The following is an 18,016-nucleotide window of genomic DNA, read 5'->3' as shown; positions in this document are numbered from 1 at the left end:
GTGCCATTAAGAGACATTCACTTAGCTCTTACAACAACTTTGGCCTTCTTGAATTGGTGGGCATTTCACTGTTCCATAAGAGCAGTATACACAACAATCGCCCTTCAAAGGCTTTAGGAGAACTTTGCAAGATTCACATTCATAATACCACTGGCAAGCGTTGGTTGACATTTCTTCGGTTTTACTGAAACCGCACTCAGGGCAAGTAATGGTAGAATTTAACTCTATACCTCGCATGTTTGCTCCTTCAAAGGTTTAACAATGTCCAATACGGACATTACAATCATCAAACAAATACCCACATAGAACAAATAAGTGCTCCAGTCATATTGCCATAGTGGATAGAGGGTTAACAAAACAGCTATAGGCCCAATAACTCCAAGAGTACCTCTCGTATGATTTTGGTTTTTATACCAGTTATACAAATTTACCAACAACGCCAAAGTTGCAAATATAGGTAACAAGGTATTTACAGCAATCCCCTCAAAGTGAGAGAGAAAGCCTAATCCCAATGCTGATGCTAATGAACCGAGAGCAGGGAAACACCCCGTACAACTGAGGGCTGCAAGCCAAACACCACCTGAGCCAACTTTATCTAAAATCTTATTAATCATTTTTAACGTCTAACATTATTTGAATGACTTGAGTGTAAACTCCGTAGATAGGTACGGAGTCAATGCTATTTTAGCGAATCGATTATTGGGCAGTGAGATTGGTCGTTATTGTTGCGGCATGAATTAGTCATTTCTTTTATGACGACTTCTAAGCGTTGAAGGTCAGCTATCTTACTTTGAATTAAGCTCAGTTTCTGCAAACCTAGAGATTCAACTTTGGCACAATCGCCATCCATTGACATCAAAGACGCTACTTCCTTTAGAGTAAAGCCAAGTGCTTTAGCCTTACAAATGAATTGTAATTGCTTGGTGATTGAGTCGTCATACACCCGATAACCATTTTGAGGTTTTTGGGGTTGTTTTATTAGGCCTTCTCGCTCATAAAAGCGTATAGTTTCTACGCCTAAATCAAGTTCTTTAGCCAACTTGCCTATTGTTTTCATCGTATAACCACAAAATCAGCCTACTTCATGACATTAGTATATCAATACGATGTAAAATTTCTCGAACTAATAATGACCGCTTCTCGCTCATTGCAGACCATTGGTCTAGTTCCAACAGCGGACATTTCCGCTCATCATCCCCCCTCCCAAAGTAAAAACAGGGCGGCGCAGAACATTCGCTAACTTAACGGACTTCGCTATCACATTTTAAAGGTTACGTTCATAGCGCTTATTGTACCTTCCATAAAGCACGATACTACTCATCAATCGGTTCAATCCCCACCGTATGAGCAAAACCGCCACCGCAAACAATGGGATAACAAAGTACTCGAAAACGCACTTGAATAGTGCTGGCATACTGGTTTCCACCAACTCTAAATAGGCATACTTAAATATAGTGATTATTAAAAATAATATAGCCGCGGTTAGAAATCTGACACCCGCCATGGTTATATTTAACTTTAGTTTTTTTACTAAAAACTCATTCCCAGCCCAAGCAAAGGACAAGCCAGATAAAGTGCTCGTTAAAATAAAGCCAGATATGGTTATGCTAGAAGTATCCTCTGTGCTATTTACGATAAGAATATAGCCGAAGTACAACAAGCAAAAAAGGATCAGTAATCCTGGGACAACATCTAACACAATTGCAGCATGAATTTTTCGTATCTTTCTTAGATTCATTGATAACGGTCCGCATCTTAGAAGGGGTCAAGTGTCAATACCCCATTTATAAAGTGAAATTTAAACGAGAACACTGACGCCGCAATCATGCGCCTGTTTTGTATATTGTTTAATTGTCATAATTTACTTTGCAAGTTGAACCTGTTGAACCGCATGATATATCAATCGATTAGTTGCAATAATAAATATGGTAGTTAGCGTCACTGCTGGGAGTGCACCTAAGAAAAGCCGTAGGTTCGTTGTTTGTGCAGCTATCCAGGACTCGTAAGGCTCTATGCGGAATGAATAGAAAAACTGGTTAAAGTAGAAAACTAAAACAACGTAGGAAATAATTTCTATCCCTCTGATGACTCCGCTTCCTGTTTTTTCAGCAATGAATGCGATTGCTCCAAGAGCCAGCAACCATCCGAGCCACTTAAACCAAGTGGCTGCAAAATCTTCAGCCATTCCGTGCAGTGTCTCAGCCCATTGCGCCTCTGTCTTCTTAGCCGAGAAATTTAATGTTCTTACACGTGACTTTTCTTCTCTTGGCATTCACTACTCTCTTACGTTGCTAAAATCTCTATACTGTGCAAGCTTACTTCGAAACTCATTCGGATGACAGTTTTTGGCTCTTTATCTATTTATGGCGCGCGCACCTCCTAGATTTAAAAGTTCCGAACTAGCAAAATCATTTTGAGCATTTTCAGTTAGACTCTACCGAAAACCAAATATTCAGCCTTTATTTGTTATTAAGTAATTGACAGTAAACGACTGAAATGAACAAAACATGCAATTGCGCAGATATAGGTATATCGCGCCTGACTCGGTCATCCCACCCCACAAATGAGAGGGAGATGACTCACTATTTGAATTAACCAAAATCTTTAACGTCTGCTCTTCGCTCGAACCAGACGTTGATTCTTGTGCCAAGAACGGGCCTGAGGCCTAGGAAAAGAGCCGTATAGTGTCGCTGTTAAGTTCGTTTCGAAGAGTTGTTAAGTACACTTTTCAGGATTTCCCAAAGCGCATCATAAAGATCAGTAATAGCCATAGCCAGTTCTGAATAGCCTGACTCCTCGCACAAGCGAACATTGCCAACTCCAAATCTTCTGGAATGTTCGATTAAAGATTCACATTTTTCATTGAGATTAACTGGTTTCAAATTGTGAGCCATTTTATTTCGGATTTTATTAATTTCAACGATACCTAACCAGACCCATTCATTTGCTTTATTTGTATACATAGACCTCACTATGCAGACAACTTGATGAAAACTAAGCTGGGCAGCGTCGACTGACTCTTGGGAGATTACACTCTTGCCCAATATTTCACGGAGCATTTCCTCCAGCAAAAGATGTCCTTTCAAAATAATTATTTCCTCGGACCCATCAACTGGCAAATGGCTATTTAGTTTGCTGTGAATTCGAATGAAATCGTCTAAATTCTTGGGCTTATCCATATTTCTCACTTAATACTTAATGCCGTCAGCATTGACGGCTCGATGGTAACAATAGTATCCAACAATCGAGGAAAGACGTTAGACAGTCGAGCGATAAAATCACCATTTCAACTCACTTCCAATATGCGTTTGACAAAGAGTCACAACTAGATAGGTTGTTAAGGGACAAGTTTTCTCTGCCCTCTGTACCTATAACAAAGTAAGGAGTTGCAAGTTCAATGTCTAGATCGGATTTATCCCCGCACATTGTGCACTTCACCAAAGGTAAAGACCATGATTCCGCCTTTGAAAATTTGCTTAATATTCTTCGGGAGAAAACAATATTCGGGGCATCAAACTGCATAAAGGGTGACTATCGCTGCGTCTGTTTTACCGAAGCTCCACTGTGGTCCGTAGAGGATGGTTTAGCGAATCCGGAGGCTTATAGGCGCTATTCGCCTTTTGGAGTTATGTTCGATAAAGATTACATTTTTGATTTGGGGGGACGCCCAGTCATATATCAGTCAGATTATGAGTTCGAAAAACTTCCAGAATCCCACCGATGGCGGCATGTAAGATATCAACCAAGCGACAGCCATCCAGTTGACTTTACTTGGGAGCGAGAATGGAGACTGAGAGCAACAGGCTTAGAACTTAATCCAAGCTCGTGTGTAGTGGTTATTCCGGACATTGGCTACGCAGAGCGCCTTTATTCAGAATATGAATCAGAGCAGGATATTAACATGATGCAATATTCTCAAGTCATCGGGGAGGAGCTCTCAAGACATTATCGGAATGAGTTTCCCTGGCGAATTGCGGTACTATCGGAATGACTTTTAACAAATATCTTGGGTGTTTTCAGACCATAGATGGCCCCTCGGAAAAGGTTTTCGTGCAGCTCAATCTGGTTGCTCTGCTTCACTGTAACGTGCACTAACACGAACGTCAGCTTTGAGCAAATAGCGGACCGTTCCTATAACACTCTTTTGGATAGAAGCGTGTTACAGTTGTTCGCTGTAACACGCCTTTAGAAAAATAGTTAGAGCCAATACTCTCAGGCTCACTAAACTAGAATACCTATCTCCTACTAATCTTTTGGTACAGCTCTACGACTGCCTCGTCATTGTTTTTTATATAAATATCAGTAATTTCTTTAGCAAGAGCCTGCCCAACCTGACCTAGTGAAAGTAAATTTTTAAATATTGTTTCTATAGGCTCTAGTTCATACATATAAAATGGCTTCGATAATGTTTCTTTCCAAATGTCTGCAACATCAAATGCATAGTCCTCACTCAACCTCGCCAGTTCTTGCATAAACGACATGCCATTGTGATCGTCATTAATATAAGGAGCGACAGCCATCAACCAAGCTTTAGTGTCCGCATTCAATTCTTCTATGTATTCCGCCCACAATGCTAACTTAGATGCTAGAGGTTTCTTATCAGAGTTTTGTTGGTTTATTAACTCAACTAAATCAGGCCATAAAGAAAATACTAAATTTTTAGTCATTTCTAGATTATGGTCTCTTATAGACCATAAAAACCAAACAACTTTACTTAATTCATTTTCTTTTTGTCTACTTAAAATAAGTTTCAACAAGCTTTCATCATCAAGTTGATCTCTTTTTTGAAGGTATGCAATACATGCATATTCTATATAGCGACCTTTAACCTCGTCTGACAGGGCTTCATCATCTAGCAGTGTTGGGTAATATTCTCTTTCTTTAAAATGAGTATGAATTTCTGGAATTAACCATCCTACATATGAATAGGCTTGTAACGCACATCGCCATTGAAGGGAACTTTTTTCACCAAAAATTTTATCAATATTTTGTACTGTCCAATCTTTAGAAAGATAAAGAAAGTTTCGCACATACATTAATTGAATCGTAATAAATTCATATTCACCAGCAGTCTCTGGCTTGTTCAACTCATCATCGAAGGTTGGCTGATAATCCGCCCATATTTGTTTGTGCTGTTCTAAATCCTTTTCGACATTTCTGCATTGATAAAGAGACAATTTAATGTAAGCTTCTAAGCATCTACCTCTTGAACTATTAATAGCAATAGATACTGCATCAGAATCATCACTAAAATCTTCACCTGATTCTCTACTTAGTATCAATTCAAGCGTTTTTTTAACATCGCTTGTTAACTCAAGGCTGAACGCGTGTTCATCCTTCTCACATCCTGACTCAACTAATCGACAATAAGAACTGATTACCCAGTGCTTATCGCCAATAAAGGGGGCCGGTTTGGCATTATCTGCGGAAGTCCAAAATGACTCTTCATTAAAGACCTTTGAAGCGAAGTTAATAATCTTAGGCCAAAGGTCGCTCCACGGGCGCTGCGCTTTATCGCCCCATAATTTGGAGTAAGCTGAAAATATTTTATGTAAATAATGTGGCTTAAGCTCAATGAACGCCTCTAAGTTATTGAGAACTTCACCACTTTCGAGTAAAACTAACTCCTCAAATGTGTTTGCTAAACCTTCAATTCCCGGTTCATTGAAGTGTCCAACTTCTTTATATTCATTTAAGAAATTAATCAACTCATCTATATCTTCAAGCATGACCGCAAGTTCAGATACAGACAATGGCGATACATCTACCGCAACGCCACCGCCCATATAACATGAAAAGTCAGGATGATCTGGCTCTACGCCCGTGATGTAGACACAAGCTTGATACATCGCCTGTGTAATTTCATTTTCATCTTTAATGGCGGCAAACCAATTTGACTGCTTGTATGCAGTAGGTTTGTCTAATAGCGCTCCAGTTTCTTCATCAGTTACATTCAATGATTCTATCGATTCAATAACTGACTTTTGCTGCTGGCCTTGCAGTAATGAAAAGTTCTTGTTTATGAAATGCCAAAGCTCATGGCGATATTTATCATTAAAATTATCTGGCTGAATAACTAATGTTTTTGTTTGTTGTTCAAGTTGTTCAAAACACTCACTGGCAACATAAATACCTACACGCCTAATAGTTTGATAATCACTATTTATTAACTCAATAAGTTTTTCATTCGCGTTGTTATCAGATTCTTTTTTAACGTAACCTAATAAAGTGTCTCGGAAAAGCTTTAAAACAATATCATCTGCGTCATTTTGATGGCTGTTTTGCTTATGTTCAGGTATTGCATTGCGCCAAATATTCGACCATTTATCATTACGGTTAATATCCAGTACTTCTTTAAGTTTCCGCTCACATAAGTTTACTACTGTCGAACCTAATTTCTCACCGAGAGCTAAAGCGTTCTCTTCTACAAATTCTCCTGCTAGGTAGTCATCAAAGCCCAATTCTGCTTCTTGTTTTTTATCTGCATACCTGCCTTCAACACTTTTAATTTCAAATAATTTGTCTAGCAGGAATATGGCAAAAGATACCGACTTTTCAGTATCAATATCGATGAGTTCTAGCATCCATTCACTGATTTCTTTGTTAACAAGGTAGCGGTCAAATTTATCGTTTAGCCAGTAGCTAACACAATCAAGATCCTCAAGGGTGATAACCTCTAAAGGTAGATTTCTAAGAACCTTACTAAATTGCCACCATGTCCTATAGTTAGATTGCTTGTTATCAGCCGCATACTGAGTTACCTCTCTAAGCAACTTCAAATATTGTTGTGCTATTTTGACATCATGTTCTTCTTTTAATCGAAGAGATGACGAAACAAGATATTCAGTGATAGGCCATGAGGGAATTTTAAAAGTGTTATCAGCCGTCTTAAATGGCTCAGGGTTTAGTTCTGGTGAAAATAGACCGCTATCTTTAAAGGCATCAAACCATACTAGGTTATCAACTTTTTTAAAAAGCCAAGGTTGTAAATATGGATCATCCAATACTCTTTGTAAAGCACTTCGCTGCTTCGGGCTTAATTCATTACTCATCGAGATCTGCCTCTAGCGCTGCTAACTTGTCAGCAAGAGCTAAATCTTTAAATTCAAGTTCATCACACCACTTTCTGATAATGGCTTGCTGTTGAGTATAATCTTCATGATCTCTTGGAAAAACGATCAGTTCTGCATTAAATGATTGCTCATAGTATGATTTCAGCTTGTCAAATAATGGTTTTTCTGCATTGAAGAAGCCTTGTAGTATAAAAAGTCGTTTCTGACGTTCTTGTTTCTGGTTACTAGACTTCAACACATATTCAAGTATTTCAGTTTCTTCCAAACCATAACCAAGAAATAGAACGACTTTCGTTGAAAAAAGGTGGGTGAGAAATTTGGGAACTTCATCAGAAACATAATGCTCCAAATAATCTTTAGTTGTAACTATCATGCTTGAAGGGTCATCTACACAACCATGTAGATGAATAACGGCCCCTCTTGTATCGAGTTTTGCGTTTAATAAATATTTTCGTTTAAAGCTACGCCAACTGGTTTCTGGTTTACCTTGAGATATTTTTGGTTTGATCAGCTTATCGTAATTTGTCGTTACAAAGGTACAATCATATTTATTAATATAATCATAAACATCGCACCAAGGCTCAGCTAATTCGAATATTTTTTTGTAGTCAACTTTTTCACCATTATCTTCATCTAAAATTTTGGCAATTGACAATCGCTTCCTAGGATCTGGAAGGGCATTAATTAATGACTTTTCATGATGATCGATAACCTCGTTATTAACAAGCTGATTTACTACAGCATCGGCAAAGCTGTCCCAAGATGGATGTCCTGCCATTCTTGATATACCTGCGCCAATGAATAAGACCAAATTTCCGGCTTTCGCTGCTTCTATAATCTCATTAGGCAGACTGGGTATTTGTTTTAACGCCTTCATTAATTAACCCTTACTTTCCCTGTTAGCAGATCTTGCATAAAGCCATTCCATCTTAACGGTTTTATGAAAAATGACTATAATTATCAGTCACTTTACATTACTCTTCGTATTCATAAAGTAAAGTATGTCAATATAAAATCTTTATAACATAAAAACTAGTAACAAGCTCATAAACGCTTGGTTGAGCCTAAACAGGTATCAACTTTTAGAACTCAATTGTTTGTCTTGAAACTAGTTTTGCGCAACGGTAAATCAATCATGCAAGATGCGTGATTGGTTTGTAACGCGGAAAGAGGCATAAACAATTTAGTTATAATGTCCGCAATTGGCACAAAGCGGATAAATTATTCAACAAGTGGCCCTTAACTCAGGGCCAAAGTAGATAGCCAGTTTTAATTTCTAATATCTAGATTATACTTATACTCAGTGTGTCTCTCGAGCCTTAAAATTCAGATTCAGCTGAAAGCATTATCAAGGCCATAAACAATAAGTACTTGAGCATAGACGTTGCCTGGTACAGACTCCCTCTTCGCCGCAGATCGTCTTGATTTGGGTGTTTCAACCGAAGGTAGAAATCAGGCTTGCCAACTTTCTTGATTTTCACCTCTGGCTTTTTAGTTGTAATTTTCAGCCGATTGATAAAGGCGTCGATATCTGACATATGTGCTTTAGACGTTGTTACAAATATATACCAATTCCGAAGCGAGATTACCGGACTCAACAGATCTACAAACCAGTTAAGCTTATCAACACAATCAAACCGAATTCCGGGCTCATCAATGTAGACGTTGTTGGTGAAGTACTCGATAAGTTCAAGAACGTCACTGGCACCATTTTCTGCTGCCAGCTTTAAAATACCGTTTATGTACAATCGTGCAAGTTTTCGTTCTTTGGGCGTGAGTGGCTTACTTGGAAGATACGTTGATTTCGCTTTACTTTGTTTCTTAATCAGTCGACGATTGTCTCTAGCAGTTTGCTTTCTCGCCAAATGCCTGGCTTCCGTACGATAGCACTCAACAACTTTAACGGGTACTTCATAATCACGGCTTATCTTCTCATTACTCATCCCTTTTGTGACACACATTAAGATATCATGCACCTCAGAAGGCCCAGGTTTTATTGTCATTAGGTCAGTAGCAGATTCAATGGTAATTGGCGATTGCTGTTTAACCGTTCTTATATAGCGTCTCTCTGATTCCGCGACCGCGACAAGCCATCCCTCATGAGGTGGCAGTAAATTAGGTATTTCACCTTCATTACTTGGCCTTTTTATTTTCTTTTTACCGCGGATTATATTTGCAATCATCTTGTCACTTAAACCGGATAAGTTACGAACAAAACTTTTTGTCAGCACTACATTAGAGCGGCGAAGTTTCAAGTGCGTTAGCAGATAGGAAAAGTGCATGTATGTTTTAAACGTCGAACTTGGGTTGGCGTGACCAGCAAACGTAGCTAATGCATAATATCGGTCAACCCTGATATTATTTCCACCAAAGATTGAGTCTTTTAACTGCTCAACGTCAAACTCTTCTCGGCCACTGAAATCAAAATAGAGCCTATCTTCGTCCTCAACCAAAAATTGTAAACAGCTTAAAGCGGTGTGACGAAAATCATGAAAAACAAAGCTTTTCATACCACTCAACGCTCTTAACCAGGCAACTACGGATTGCTCGATAATCCAACTATCAATCATTACTCTGGGCGTGTCGTGATAACAAAACAGTAATTCTAAGTTTGTCCTGGAATTTCTTTTACGTCTTACCAACCAGTTTTTAAAGCTCTTAATTTCGTTTGGCTCCAACAGCAAAAAAAGCGGGACCTTGCGTGCCGATGAGCCACGTTTAACCTCTGCGTATTCATTTATTTTGATGTGAACCCAAACATCAGGATGTGTCGTCACATCCTTAAGCCGTAGAGACAGGATCTCGCTAATACGCAGTCCTGTCCGATAAGCTAATATAGTAATGCACTGCAACATGAGACTCACATTGTCATCGCAGCCCTTTGTTTCAGGAAGTTTGGCTATCACCGCTTCATATAACTTATGAGGGATAAACCCAACCCGAATATGCTCAACCCGGTTACTTTTCATTGTAACCAAGTCCCTCGGCATTCGAGGTAGGTTGAAGTACTGAACTAGGAAATTATGAAAACGTTGAAAGCATTGTCGCGTGTAATGCTGGTTAGATACCTTTTGTTTATTCCTCGCAATTTGCTCTTTGTGCCGCTCGTTGTTGCGTGCTCTTTCTTTTGCTTTCTCTTCTTTTGTATTTAAGTTTTTCAGCTCTGGCTTGGGCGTTGGATTGCCCTCCCCTGCCATTATTTCGATATCTTCTTCTGTTCGAGGCTGGGTAAGCTCGATAGCTTCGTTATAAAGCTCATAAAATTCATCACCTGACAATGCGGAGAGGTTTTTACAGGTGTATGTAGCCACCAGCCAATTCAAAGTTACTGCACTGTGATAACGGCTGACCGTTGATATTCTATTATTCTGAAGCTCCATGTTGCTCAGCAGCCAAGAGATCAGAAAATTAACCGCTTCAACTTGCTCAAAATCGGTTTTTAACGCGGTCAAAGCATTTTTAACTTTAGACTCTGCCCCTCTTTTCTCGGTCTGTTTTAAAATTTTAGTTATTTCTCGATTAACATTTCTGAACCTCACGTCGAGTAATTTTTTTAACTGACTACGTTGGGAGCTCCCTTTGACACGACTATTTTCAGTGCTATCCCATACCACCTGCAACCCTTCAATGGAGGGCGGCTGCTCTACTGTATTGAGATGAGGTTGAAGCGCATAAATAAGTTGTCTATCCGATAGAGAAAAAGTATCTATTTCTCCCATCGCCGTGTGTCTCAATGCGACCGAAAAGCCAGGTGTATGATGGGCCGTAAAATCCACCCCATATTTAAGCATTTGAACAACGGGTATCTGTTTTTGTGATTCGTAAAACATCACTTTAGTCAAAGGCGACAGAGACACGCTTTCCATTAATATTTTGGGAATATCGCTCAGCTTTAATGTACTTTTTTCTGAGCGTCTATTTTGTAAAGCGGTTACCAACGACAATTGGGTTGGAGTTAAAAAGACTTGCCGTGTGAGACGTGCGGTACCATCAGGATCCACTTCATTGACTTTATGGCTCTGTCCTATTGTTAATGAAAGCCAATACAAATTCGTTCTATCGGGAAGCTCTAATGATAAAATATTCCCGCGCTCACAAAAGTCGGTGTTTAATAAAACCTCAAGCCAAGCCGAAGAATTGAGTCCTCCGTATAATCCCGATATCAACACTAATATGCAGCGAAGCTCAGCATCTGTAAGCTCATCTGTTTGGGGCAACTCATTTATAAGCAATTCAGATAATCTTGCTGCCCTATCGGCCAAATTAACAGACAACATGGACCGTATAGGCTTTTCTCTTGCTATCTTTGTGGGTAGCTTCCCGATATCTAACGCTCTACCATACGCGTTATTTAATTTGTCTATGTAGGAGACAAGCTCTTCTTTAGCGACATAATATTTTACGCCCGTATATTTTGCCTCAATATGTTCATGGGCATCCTGGATCATTTCATTCAGCGCGTTATCGTCACCGTCGCACTTTTTCAAGCGTGGTAATTCTCTTCCAATATAACTCCGAACATAGTTTTTTACTCGCTCGTCTCTTTCTTGCCTGGTCTTTAATCGCTTCTCTCGTTCAGTCGGCGTTTCTCGTCTTTCGACCGCCTCGTGCGCAACAATGGCAGGCAACCCTGATGTTTCATCCAGCAAAATTTTCGTCTTAGGCAGGGAGATAGGAGCTGTTAATCGCTCTAAAGATATGTGATTTGCAAAAGCTTCCAGGGACGATATAAGCGGTTTAATGTTTGATTCAACATGTGCAGAATACTTACCAAACAGCATTTGCCCCTCCATGTCATGCCCCATGAAGTCATCAATAATTTCTGTTTTAACCTTCTCGTCATTTAAAAAGTTTCTCACCATATGACGGGCAAAGTTTAACGGAAGAGGAAGTAGCTCCTTCAAATATTCAGCTAATACGCCGTTTGTGAGAACAACATATCGCCATTGGCCTGAGGGCTCCTTTTCAAAAAACTTAAATAAATTTTCCTTCCCCTTAAGCTGCGACAAGAACTGCTTTGATAACCTTTTTCCCTTCGCTGAGAGTTCACCCTGAGCAGCTGCGAGGTATTCAATATAATCTCGTAATTGACGCTCTAATAGTCCTGTCATAGGGACTATTCGAGATACCCCATCCCTCACTTCTTTGTCTTGCAGAAAAATTCTTTTGTTTGCAAAGTCTAATTGCCCAATGCTCTCAATTATACCTGCTACTGGACGCGCGGCAGTTTGAAGCTGAAAGTAAATGAGGACATAAACAGTATAAGCATTGTGTAACTCTCTAAGGTAGTCATGCTGGCCGCTAGCATAAGCCCATTGTAAATTTTTAATATAATCTCGAAATTTATCGAGTATTTTTATAAATCGTTTTTCTCTGACGCGCAGCGTTGAGCCGTATTGGCCCGTCGTGTTGTTCGCATAACCCGCTATGCGAGAAAAGTCTTTCGCTAAGTCAAACTGACTCGCTGAATTAAAAAGCAGCTCATAAAATTTGCTATGGCGCCGCCTGAGGTGAGAAACGTCAAAGTTTGTATAGTAAAGCGGTGTCCACTCCGATGGTTGCATCCCAAAAGTTGCAGCTGCAGCCGTGCGATTTTGTGCTCTTCGGGAAAGGTAAAGAAATGGCCAGGCCGCCAGCTGGTTTGATGTTATGACTGGCAGCTCCAATTTAGCGCATAGTGTTCTCAATCGGTTATTCAGCTGCTTTTCGGTGATAAACTGAGATTTTTGTGCGCTTTGTTGAAAAATCTCCGTTATCGATGAAGGTAGGTCAATTCTCAATACATTTCTTTGCTCATCCAATAACCCCAATTGATGAGCCATCAAGTGGCTCGTTAACCTACGGTTGTTAATAAATGTAATCGACTGTCCGGTCAGCGATATCGTCAAATCATTTTTGCTGACTTCCTTATGCATTAAAGCAGGACATAGTGTTTTATGGGTCTGACCCGTGATCAATATCAATAGCAACCATGCATCTGACAAACGAGACTGACTACGCTCTGAAATATCCAGCGACTTCAGCACCTGAAGTAATTGACGGCGTTCGATTGTATTTAAACTACAGGGGTGTCCGAGTTCATTTCTAAGCGAGGATGCCGCAATCGCCTGTGCCTTTATATGTTGGAGATAGACTTGTGATTTAAACTCGGAAGTCTGTTTCGTATCCGTTTCAAATAGCTGATAATCCTCACGAGTCTCAGCAGCAACCTCTTCGCCTTGCTCCTTATCGATATTTCGATAGCGAATGGTCGGCCTTACCCTCTCTACAGTTCCCCGAGTCGGCTTATCAAGCGTTGAACTTCGTGTGACTTTTGAGCGACCAGTAATGTAATCGACTCGTTTACTGGGCTCTACACGCCAGAAGCTTTCAAAAAACAGTTTCAACGTATTAAAGTTTTGACCAGCGATCGAGTGGGACAACTGCTCACTTTGGTCATCATATTTGGTATTTACTGATTCATACAATTCTTCCCACTGCTCACAAAAGTCTTTAAAGTCTTTTGGTATCGATAGCTCATGCAGTACTATCTGATAGCGTGAACTTCCCTGAGCCAATCTTAAACGCCGAAGCCCTGCTGAAATAGATGGCATTAATACCGATCTATTATTCACATCGACATAGCGGAAGTGACACATTAGAAAGCAAATACACGTATATGCCGCCCAGTACTTCAGTTTCTCCCACTCTTCATTAGTAATACTTGAGCTTTGATTCGACGTCTGTAAAAGCGCTCCCAACGGAGCGGCATCTAGCTTCTTTGAAAAAAGAGGCTTTAAAGCTTCAACATCATTCTCTGTGATTGTTCTTTTGAAGCGTCGATGGTGTCTAGAAAAAAAGCTATCAAATCGGTCGTAGGCTTTTTGATGTATGGGTTTATTGAAGCTGACGGTCTGGGAGAAGCGTATATGAAGGTTAGCGATATAACCTACTAGGATGTTTGCTGCCCTGTCTCGCTCTGAACTGCCAGGCTCACCAAGACTGAAAAAACCTAACTTTCTTAAAACTCGGGAAACCTTTGGCTGTCGAAGAATTGCTTGACTATCTTCGTTAGAGACCTCCTGACTGGTTAGGTTAAATTTTGCAACTGTCAATTTAGCTATCCCCAAACCCCATATTGACTAATTGCGGTTTCGATATTGGCGGTCTTTTCTTTTCTTTTTCGGCGTTTATTTGGAGCTGTAACGTATTTCTAGCGCAGGGCAGGAATTTGAGAAGGCTTTTTTGAGTTACCTTACCACCCATGAGCGCATTGGCGACATCCTCGGGGCAATATTTTTTCATCAAAAGAAACAATCGACCATAGCTTTTCCCATCAACTAAGGGAAGACATCTGAGCAAGTCACTCCAAGTAAAAAGCTCCTTAGATTTCTCTGATGAATCTGTCCAAATCACTGGAGTAAATGCAACATTGAACTTAGCTGCTAATTTCAATGAACTCCACCCGCTTACAAAAACCGCTGTTCTCTCCTTCTGTGCCGAGTTATTACCTCCGCTTCTACGGGGGGATGAGTCCTCACTCGGTTGTTTTTTTGATACGACTTGATGCTCGATCACTATCGGTTGGCTTTGTATAAACTGATAGACCGCCTCCTCACTCATATGACCGAGGCTTGTCGGCTCTTTGAAATCAAGACTTCCAATAATCTTATTGGCGACTTTCGCCGGCTCCGAGAAGCTAAGCTCATGTGCCAAATACCGACGCGATGCTTGTTTATACATATTTCCCCCAGTGTTACCACTTCACGCTGAGTGCTTCAGTGCTTGTCTCAAACTCATCCCCTCCTTTGCCATTAAAACCAAAAAAGTATTTATAAATCAAACTATTTATCAGACTAATTGGAAATTAATATACACGGCCAGTATGCACTCACTTGCTGTCGCTTTTGTCTGCGACATAAAATGACGTAACTCCATCGTAAATTGGAACCCGTGACATCATTGCTATCCGTGGCATAATGACTGCAAATAATGGATAACAATAACGCTTACAATTAGGTTGTACGGGGACGTTAATAACAATGACAACGATTAGCCAGGACAGCATCAACAAAGCACTTTGGAACGCTTGTGACACCTTTCGCGGCACGATAAATGCCGGAACCTACCAAGACTTTCTTCTGACCATGCTCTTCCTCAAGTACATCTCGGATGTATGGCAGGACCATTACGACCAATACGCAGAGCAATATGGTGATGAGCCTGAGCTCATTGAAGAGATGATGAAGAGCGAGCGCTTCGTGTTGCCGCGCGACGCCAGCTTCTATGCACTCTATGACCGTCGCTATGAGCCGGGTAATGGTGAGCGTATAGACCAGGCTCTGCATGCCATTGAAGAAGCCAACGGCACCAAGCTGAAAGATGCCGGTAAAAGTGTGTTCCAGGACATCAGTTTTAATACCGATAAGCTCGGTGAAGAAAAGCAGAAAAACGACATTCTGCGTCACCTGCTGGAAGACTTCGCCAAGCCAGAGCTTAACTTAAAACCCAGTCGCGTGGGGTCACTGGATGTCATCGGTAACGCCTACGAATACCTGATTAAACACTTTGCTGCCAGCGGTGGCCAAAAAGCCGGTGAGTTTTATACACCACCTGAAATATCCGACTTAATAGCCGAGCTACTCGACCCGCAACCCGGAGACAGCATTTGTGACCCGGCCTGTGGCTCCGGCTCATTATTGATGAAGTGTGGCCGTAAAGTTATCGCTAACCATGACAGCAAAGAGTACGCCCTGTTTGGTCAGGAAGCCATTGGCTCCACCTGGTCGCTCGCCAAAATGAACATGTTCCTGCATGGCGAGGACAATCATAAAATTGAATGGGGCGATACCATTCGTAATCCTAAGCTGTTGGATAAAAACGGCGACCTCATGTTGTTTGATATCGTGACCGCTAACCCACCCTTCAGTTTGGACAAGTGGGGGCATGACGACGCGGAGAACGACAAATTCAGTCGTTTCCGTCGTGGCGTACCACCAAAAACCAAAGGCGACTACGCGTTCATTCTGCACATGATAGAAACGCTGAAGCCCGGCAGCGGACGCATGGGCGTTGTTGTACCACACGGCGTATTATTCCGAGGCTCCAAAGAAGGCAAGATTCGTCAGCAACTGATTGACGAAAATCTGTTAGATGCCGTTATTGGTCTACCCGAGAAGCTTTTTTACGGCACCGGTATTCCTGCCGCTATTTTGGTTTTCAAAAAATCTAAGTCCGATGAGAGCGTTTTATTCATCGACGCCTCGCGTGAATTTAAATCAGGTAAAAACCAAAACCAGCTAAGCGACGACAACATTCAGAAAATCGTCGATACCTACCATAGCCGCGAAACTGTCGACAAATATTCGTACCTGGCAACACTCGAAGAAATTCAGGAAAACGACTACAACCTGAACATCCCCCGCTACGTCGACACCTTTGAAGAAGAGAAAGAAATCGACTTGATGGCGGTACGAGCAGAGCGCCAAAAGCTAAAAGTCGAACTGGATGAACTAGAAAGCCAGATGGAGAAATATCTGGAGGAGTTGGGTTATGAGTAAGTTATTTGAACGCAAAGCTCTTGGCGAACTGTGTTCATTTACTCAAGGAATCCAGATTCCTGACAAAGAAACTAAAAAAGAGCCAAGCTCAGGGTATATTAGATATATCTACATCCGTGATTTATTCACAGACAAGCACCCAGTTTTCGTTCAAGACATCTACCCGAATAAAGTTTTGGACAATGATGATATCGTAATGGTAAACACAGGAAATACCGCGGGGACAGTTTACAGGGGCAAACGGGGAGTACTGTGTAATAACGCATTCAAAATCTCTATAAAAGAAGACTCCAAAGAAACACTAGCACTCGAATTTCTTTGGTTTTATCTAAATAGCGACGCTCGAGAAAGAATGCTAACACGGTTCTCTAATTCCGCAGGTCAACCTCACGTTGGGCACAAAAATGTCGCAAAATTATCGATTTTGTTGCCACCATTTCCCGAACAAAAGAAAATAGCCCAAATCCTCTCAACCTGGGATAGGGCCATCACCACTACCGAGCAACTGCTCGCCAATAGCCAGCAGCAGAAAAAAGCCCTCATGCAACAACTGCTCACCGGCAAAAAGCGCCTGCTGGATGAGAATGGTGTGCGGTTCAGTGGGGAGTGGGAGCATGGACTATTAAAAGACATAGCAAACGTAGCAAAAGGTAAAGCATTAAGCAGCAAAAACCTTATAGAAGGCGATTACCCAGTTATAGCAGGGGGTAAAATTAGCCCGTATACTCATAATGACTTTACTCATGAGTATTCCATTACAGTCAGTGCTAGCGGAGCATATGCGGGTTACGTTTCATTTCATCCATACAAATTTTGGGCGTCCGACTGTTCAGTTGTCAGAGCGAAAAGCTCAGCAAATACTTTATTTATTTATCAAGTACTGAGTTATCTTCAAAACAAAATATATTCACTACAAAGTGGCGGAGCTCAGCCCCACATTTATCCAAAAGATTTACAAACGCTAAAAATTAACTATCCGTCCTTAGTCGAACAAAAAGCAATAGCGTCATTACTAACCCAGGTTGATTCGTATATAAAGCTGTCACAAATGCGTATTTCGGTCTATCCGGACAGCGATTCCGGCATCATTCGGACAAGCGTTCCGGTGTCGTCCGGACAAGTTAATTCTCACCTCGCATGATTTTCTTTTTACGTGATTTAGGCGTCACCTGCTAGTGTTTTTTTGCGTTGCGATTCACCTTGTAATTCCAACCGATGCGCATTATGGATAAGTCGATCAAGCAATGCGTCTGCCACGGTCGGGTTATCCATCAGTTCATACCATTGTGATACCGGTAGCTGGCTGACGATAATGGTACTGCGTCGCTCATAGCGATCTTCAATGACATCCAGCAGGTCGGTGATTTGTTTTCCCTTAAAGCCTTCCAGCCCCCAGTCGTCCAG

Annotated in this window: 13 protein-coding genes; 3 read left to right on the top strand and 10 right to left on the bottom strand. The window is 41.0% G+C overall.

What is annotated here, in order from left to right:
- Positions 1–21: 21 nt before the first annotated feature.
- From BLT32_RS13075 to BLT32_RS12490, 5 genes are all read right to left on the bottom strand, one after another.
- The gene (locus BLT32_RS13075; RefSeq protein WP_072243337.1) at positions 22–237 is read right to left on the bottom strand and encodes a GDCCVxC domain-containing (seleno)protein; all 216 of its coding nucleotides are present in this window, start codon (positions 235–237) and stop codon (positions 22–24) included.
- Complete coding sequence (merC, locus tag BLT32_RS12510; protein ID WP_034823179.1) at positions 225–614, bottom strand: organomercurial transporter MerC; 390 nt, start codon at positions 612–614, stop codon at positions 225–227. Before merC ends, BLT32_RS13075 begins: the two co-directional genes overlap by 13 nt.
- Positions 615–679: 65 nt before the next feature.
- Positions 680–1,057, bottom strand: coding sequence for a MerR family transcriptional regulator (locus tag BLT32_RS12505; protein ID WP_019677949.1), 378 nt, complete (start codon positions 1,055–1,057; stop codon positions 680–682).
- An 804-nt stretch (positions 1,058–1,861) separates the two neighbouring features.
- Positions 1,862–2,272 (bottom strand): hypothetical protein, encoded by a 411-nt coding sequence (locus BLT32_RS12495; protein ID WP_053954592.1) that lies wholly within the window; start codon positions 2,270–2,272, stop codon positions 1,862–1,864.
- 421 nt (positions 2,273–2,693) lie between these two features.
- Positions 2,694–3,179, bottom strand: coding sequence for a hypothetical protein (locus BLT32_RS12490; RefSeq protein WP_053954593.1), 486 nt, complete (start codon positions 3,177–3,179; stop codon positions 2,694–2,696).
- Between the two features lie 218 nt (positions 3,180–3,397).
- On the opposite strand from BLT32_RS12490, the gene BLT32_RS12485 reads away from it, so the two are divergent.
- Positions 3,398–3,991, top strand: coding sequence for a hypothetical protein (locus BLT32_RS12485; RefSeq protein WP_053954594.1), 594 nt, complete (start codon positions 3,398–3,400; stop codon positions 3,989–3,991).
- 244 nt (positions 3,992–4,235) lie between these two features.
- On the opposite strand, the gene BLT32_RS12480 is transcribed toward BLT32_RS12485, so the two are convergent.
- From BLT32_RS12480 to BLT32_RS12465, 4 genes are all read right to left on the bottom strand, one after another.
- Positions 4,236–7,052, bottom strand: a complete 2,817-nt coding sequence (locus tag BLT32_RS12480; RefSeq protein ID WP_053954595.1) for a hypothetical protein — start codon at positions 7,050–7,052, stop codon at positions 4,236–4,238.
- Positions 7,045–7,950 (bottom strand): SIR2 family protein, encoded by a 906-nt coding sequence (locus tag BLT32_RS12475; RefSeq protein WP_053954596.1) that lies wholly within the window; start codon positions 7,948–7,950, stop codon positions 7,045–7,047. The genes BLT32_RS12480 and BLT32_RS12475 overlap by 8 nt, the downstream gene beginning before the upstream one ends.
- A 442-nt stretch (positions 7,951–8,392) precedes the next feature.
- Positions 8,393–14,167: a tyrosine-type recombinase/integrase gene (locus BLT32_RS12470; protein WP_143020977.1), complete on the bottom strand. Its 5,775-nt coding sequence runs from the start codon at positions 14,165–14,167 to the stop codon at positions 8,393–8,395.
- A gap of 1 nt (position 14,168) precedes the next feature.
- Complete coding sequence (locus BLT32_RS12465) at positions 14,169–14,795, bottom strand: hypothetical protein (RefSeq protein WP_053954598.1); 627 nt, start codon at positions 14,793–14,795, stop codon at positions 14,169–14,171.
- 299 nt (positions 14,796–15,094) lie between these two features.
- On the opposite strand from BLT32_RS12465, the gene BLT32_RS12460 reads away from it, so the two are divergent.
- Together BLT32_RS12460 and BLT32_RS12455 are read left to right on the top strand one after the other, a co-directional pair.
- Positions 15,095–16,612, top strand: coding sequence for a type I restriction-modification system subunit M (locus BLT32_RS12460; protein ID WP_053954599.1), 1,518 nt, complete (start codon positions 15,095–15,097; stop codon positions 16,610–16,612).
- Complete coding sequence (locus BLT32_RS12455; protein ID WP_053954600.1) at positions 16,605–17,753, top strand: restriction endonuclease subunit S; 1,149 nt, start codon at positions 16,605–16,607, stop codon at positions 17,751–17,753. The genes BLT32_RS12460 and BLT32_RS12455 overlap by 8 nt, the downstream gene beginning before the upstream one ends.
- 17 nt (positions 17,754–17,770) lie before the next feature.
- Here BLT32_RS12455 and BLT32_RS12450 read toward each other — a convergent pair.
- Positions 17,771–18,016: ATP-binding protein (locus BLT32_RS12450; protein WP_176764961.1), on the bottom strand; the 246-nt coding region annotated here is incomplete at its 5' end.

Source organism: Idiomarina zobellii (assembly GCF_900100855.1).
GTDB classification, from domain to species: domain Bacteria; phylum Pseudomonadota; class Gammaproteobacteria; order Enterobacterales; family Alteromonadaceae; genus Idiomarina; species Idiomarina zobellii.
This window is presented reverse-complemented; position numbering and strand designations above follow the sequence as displayed.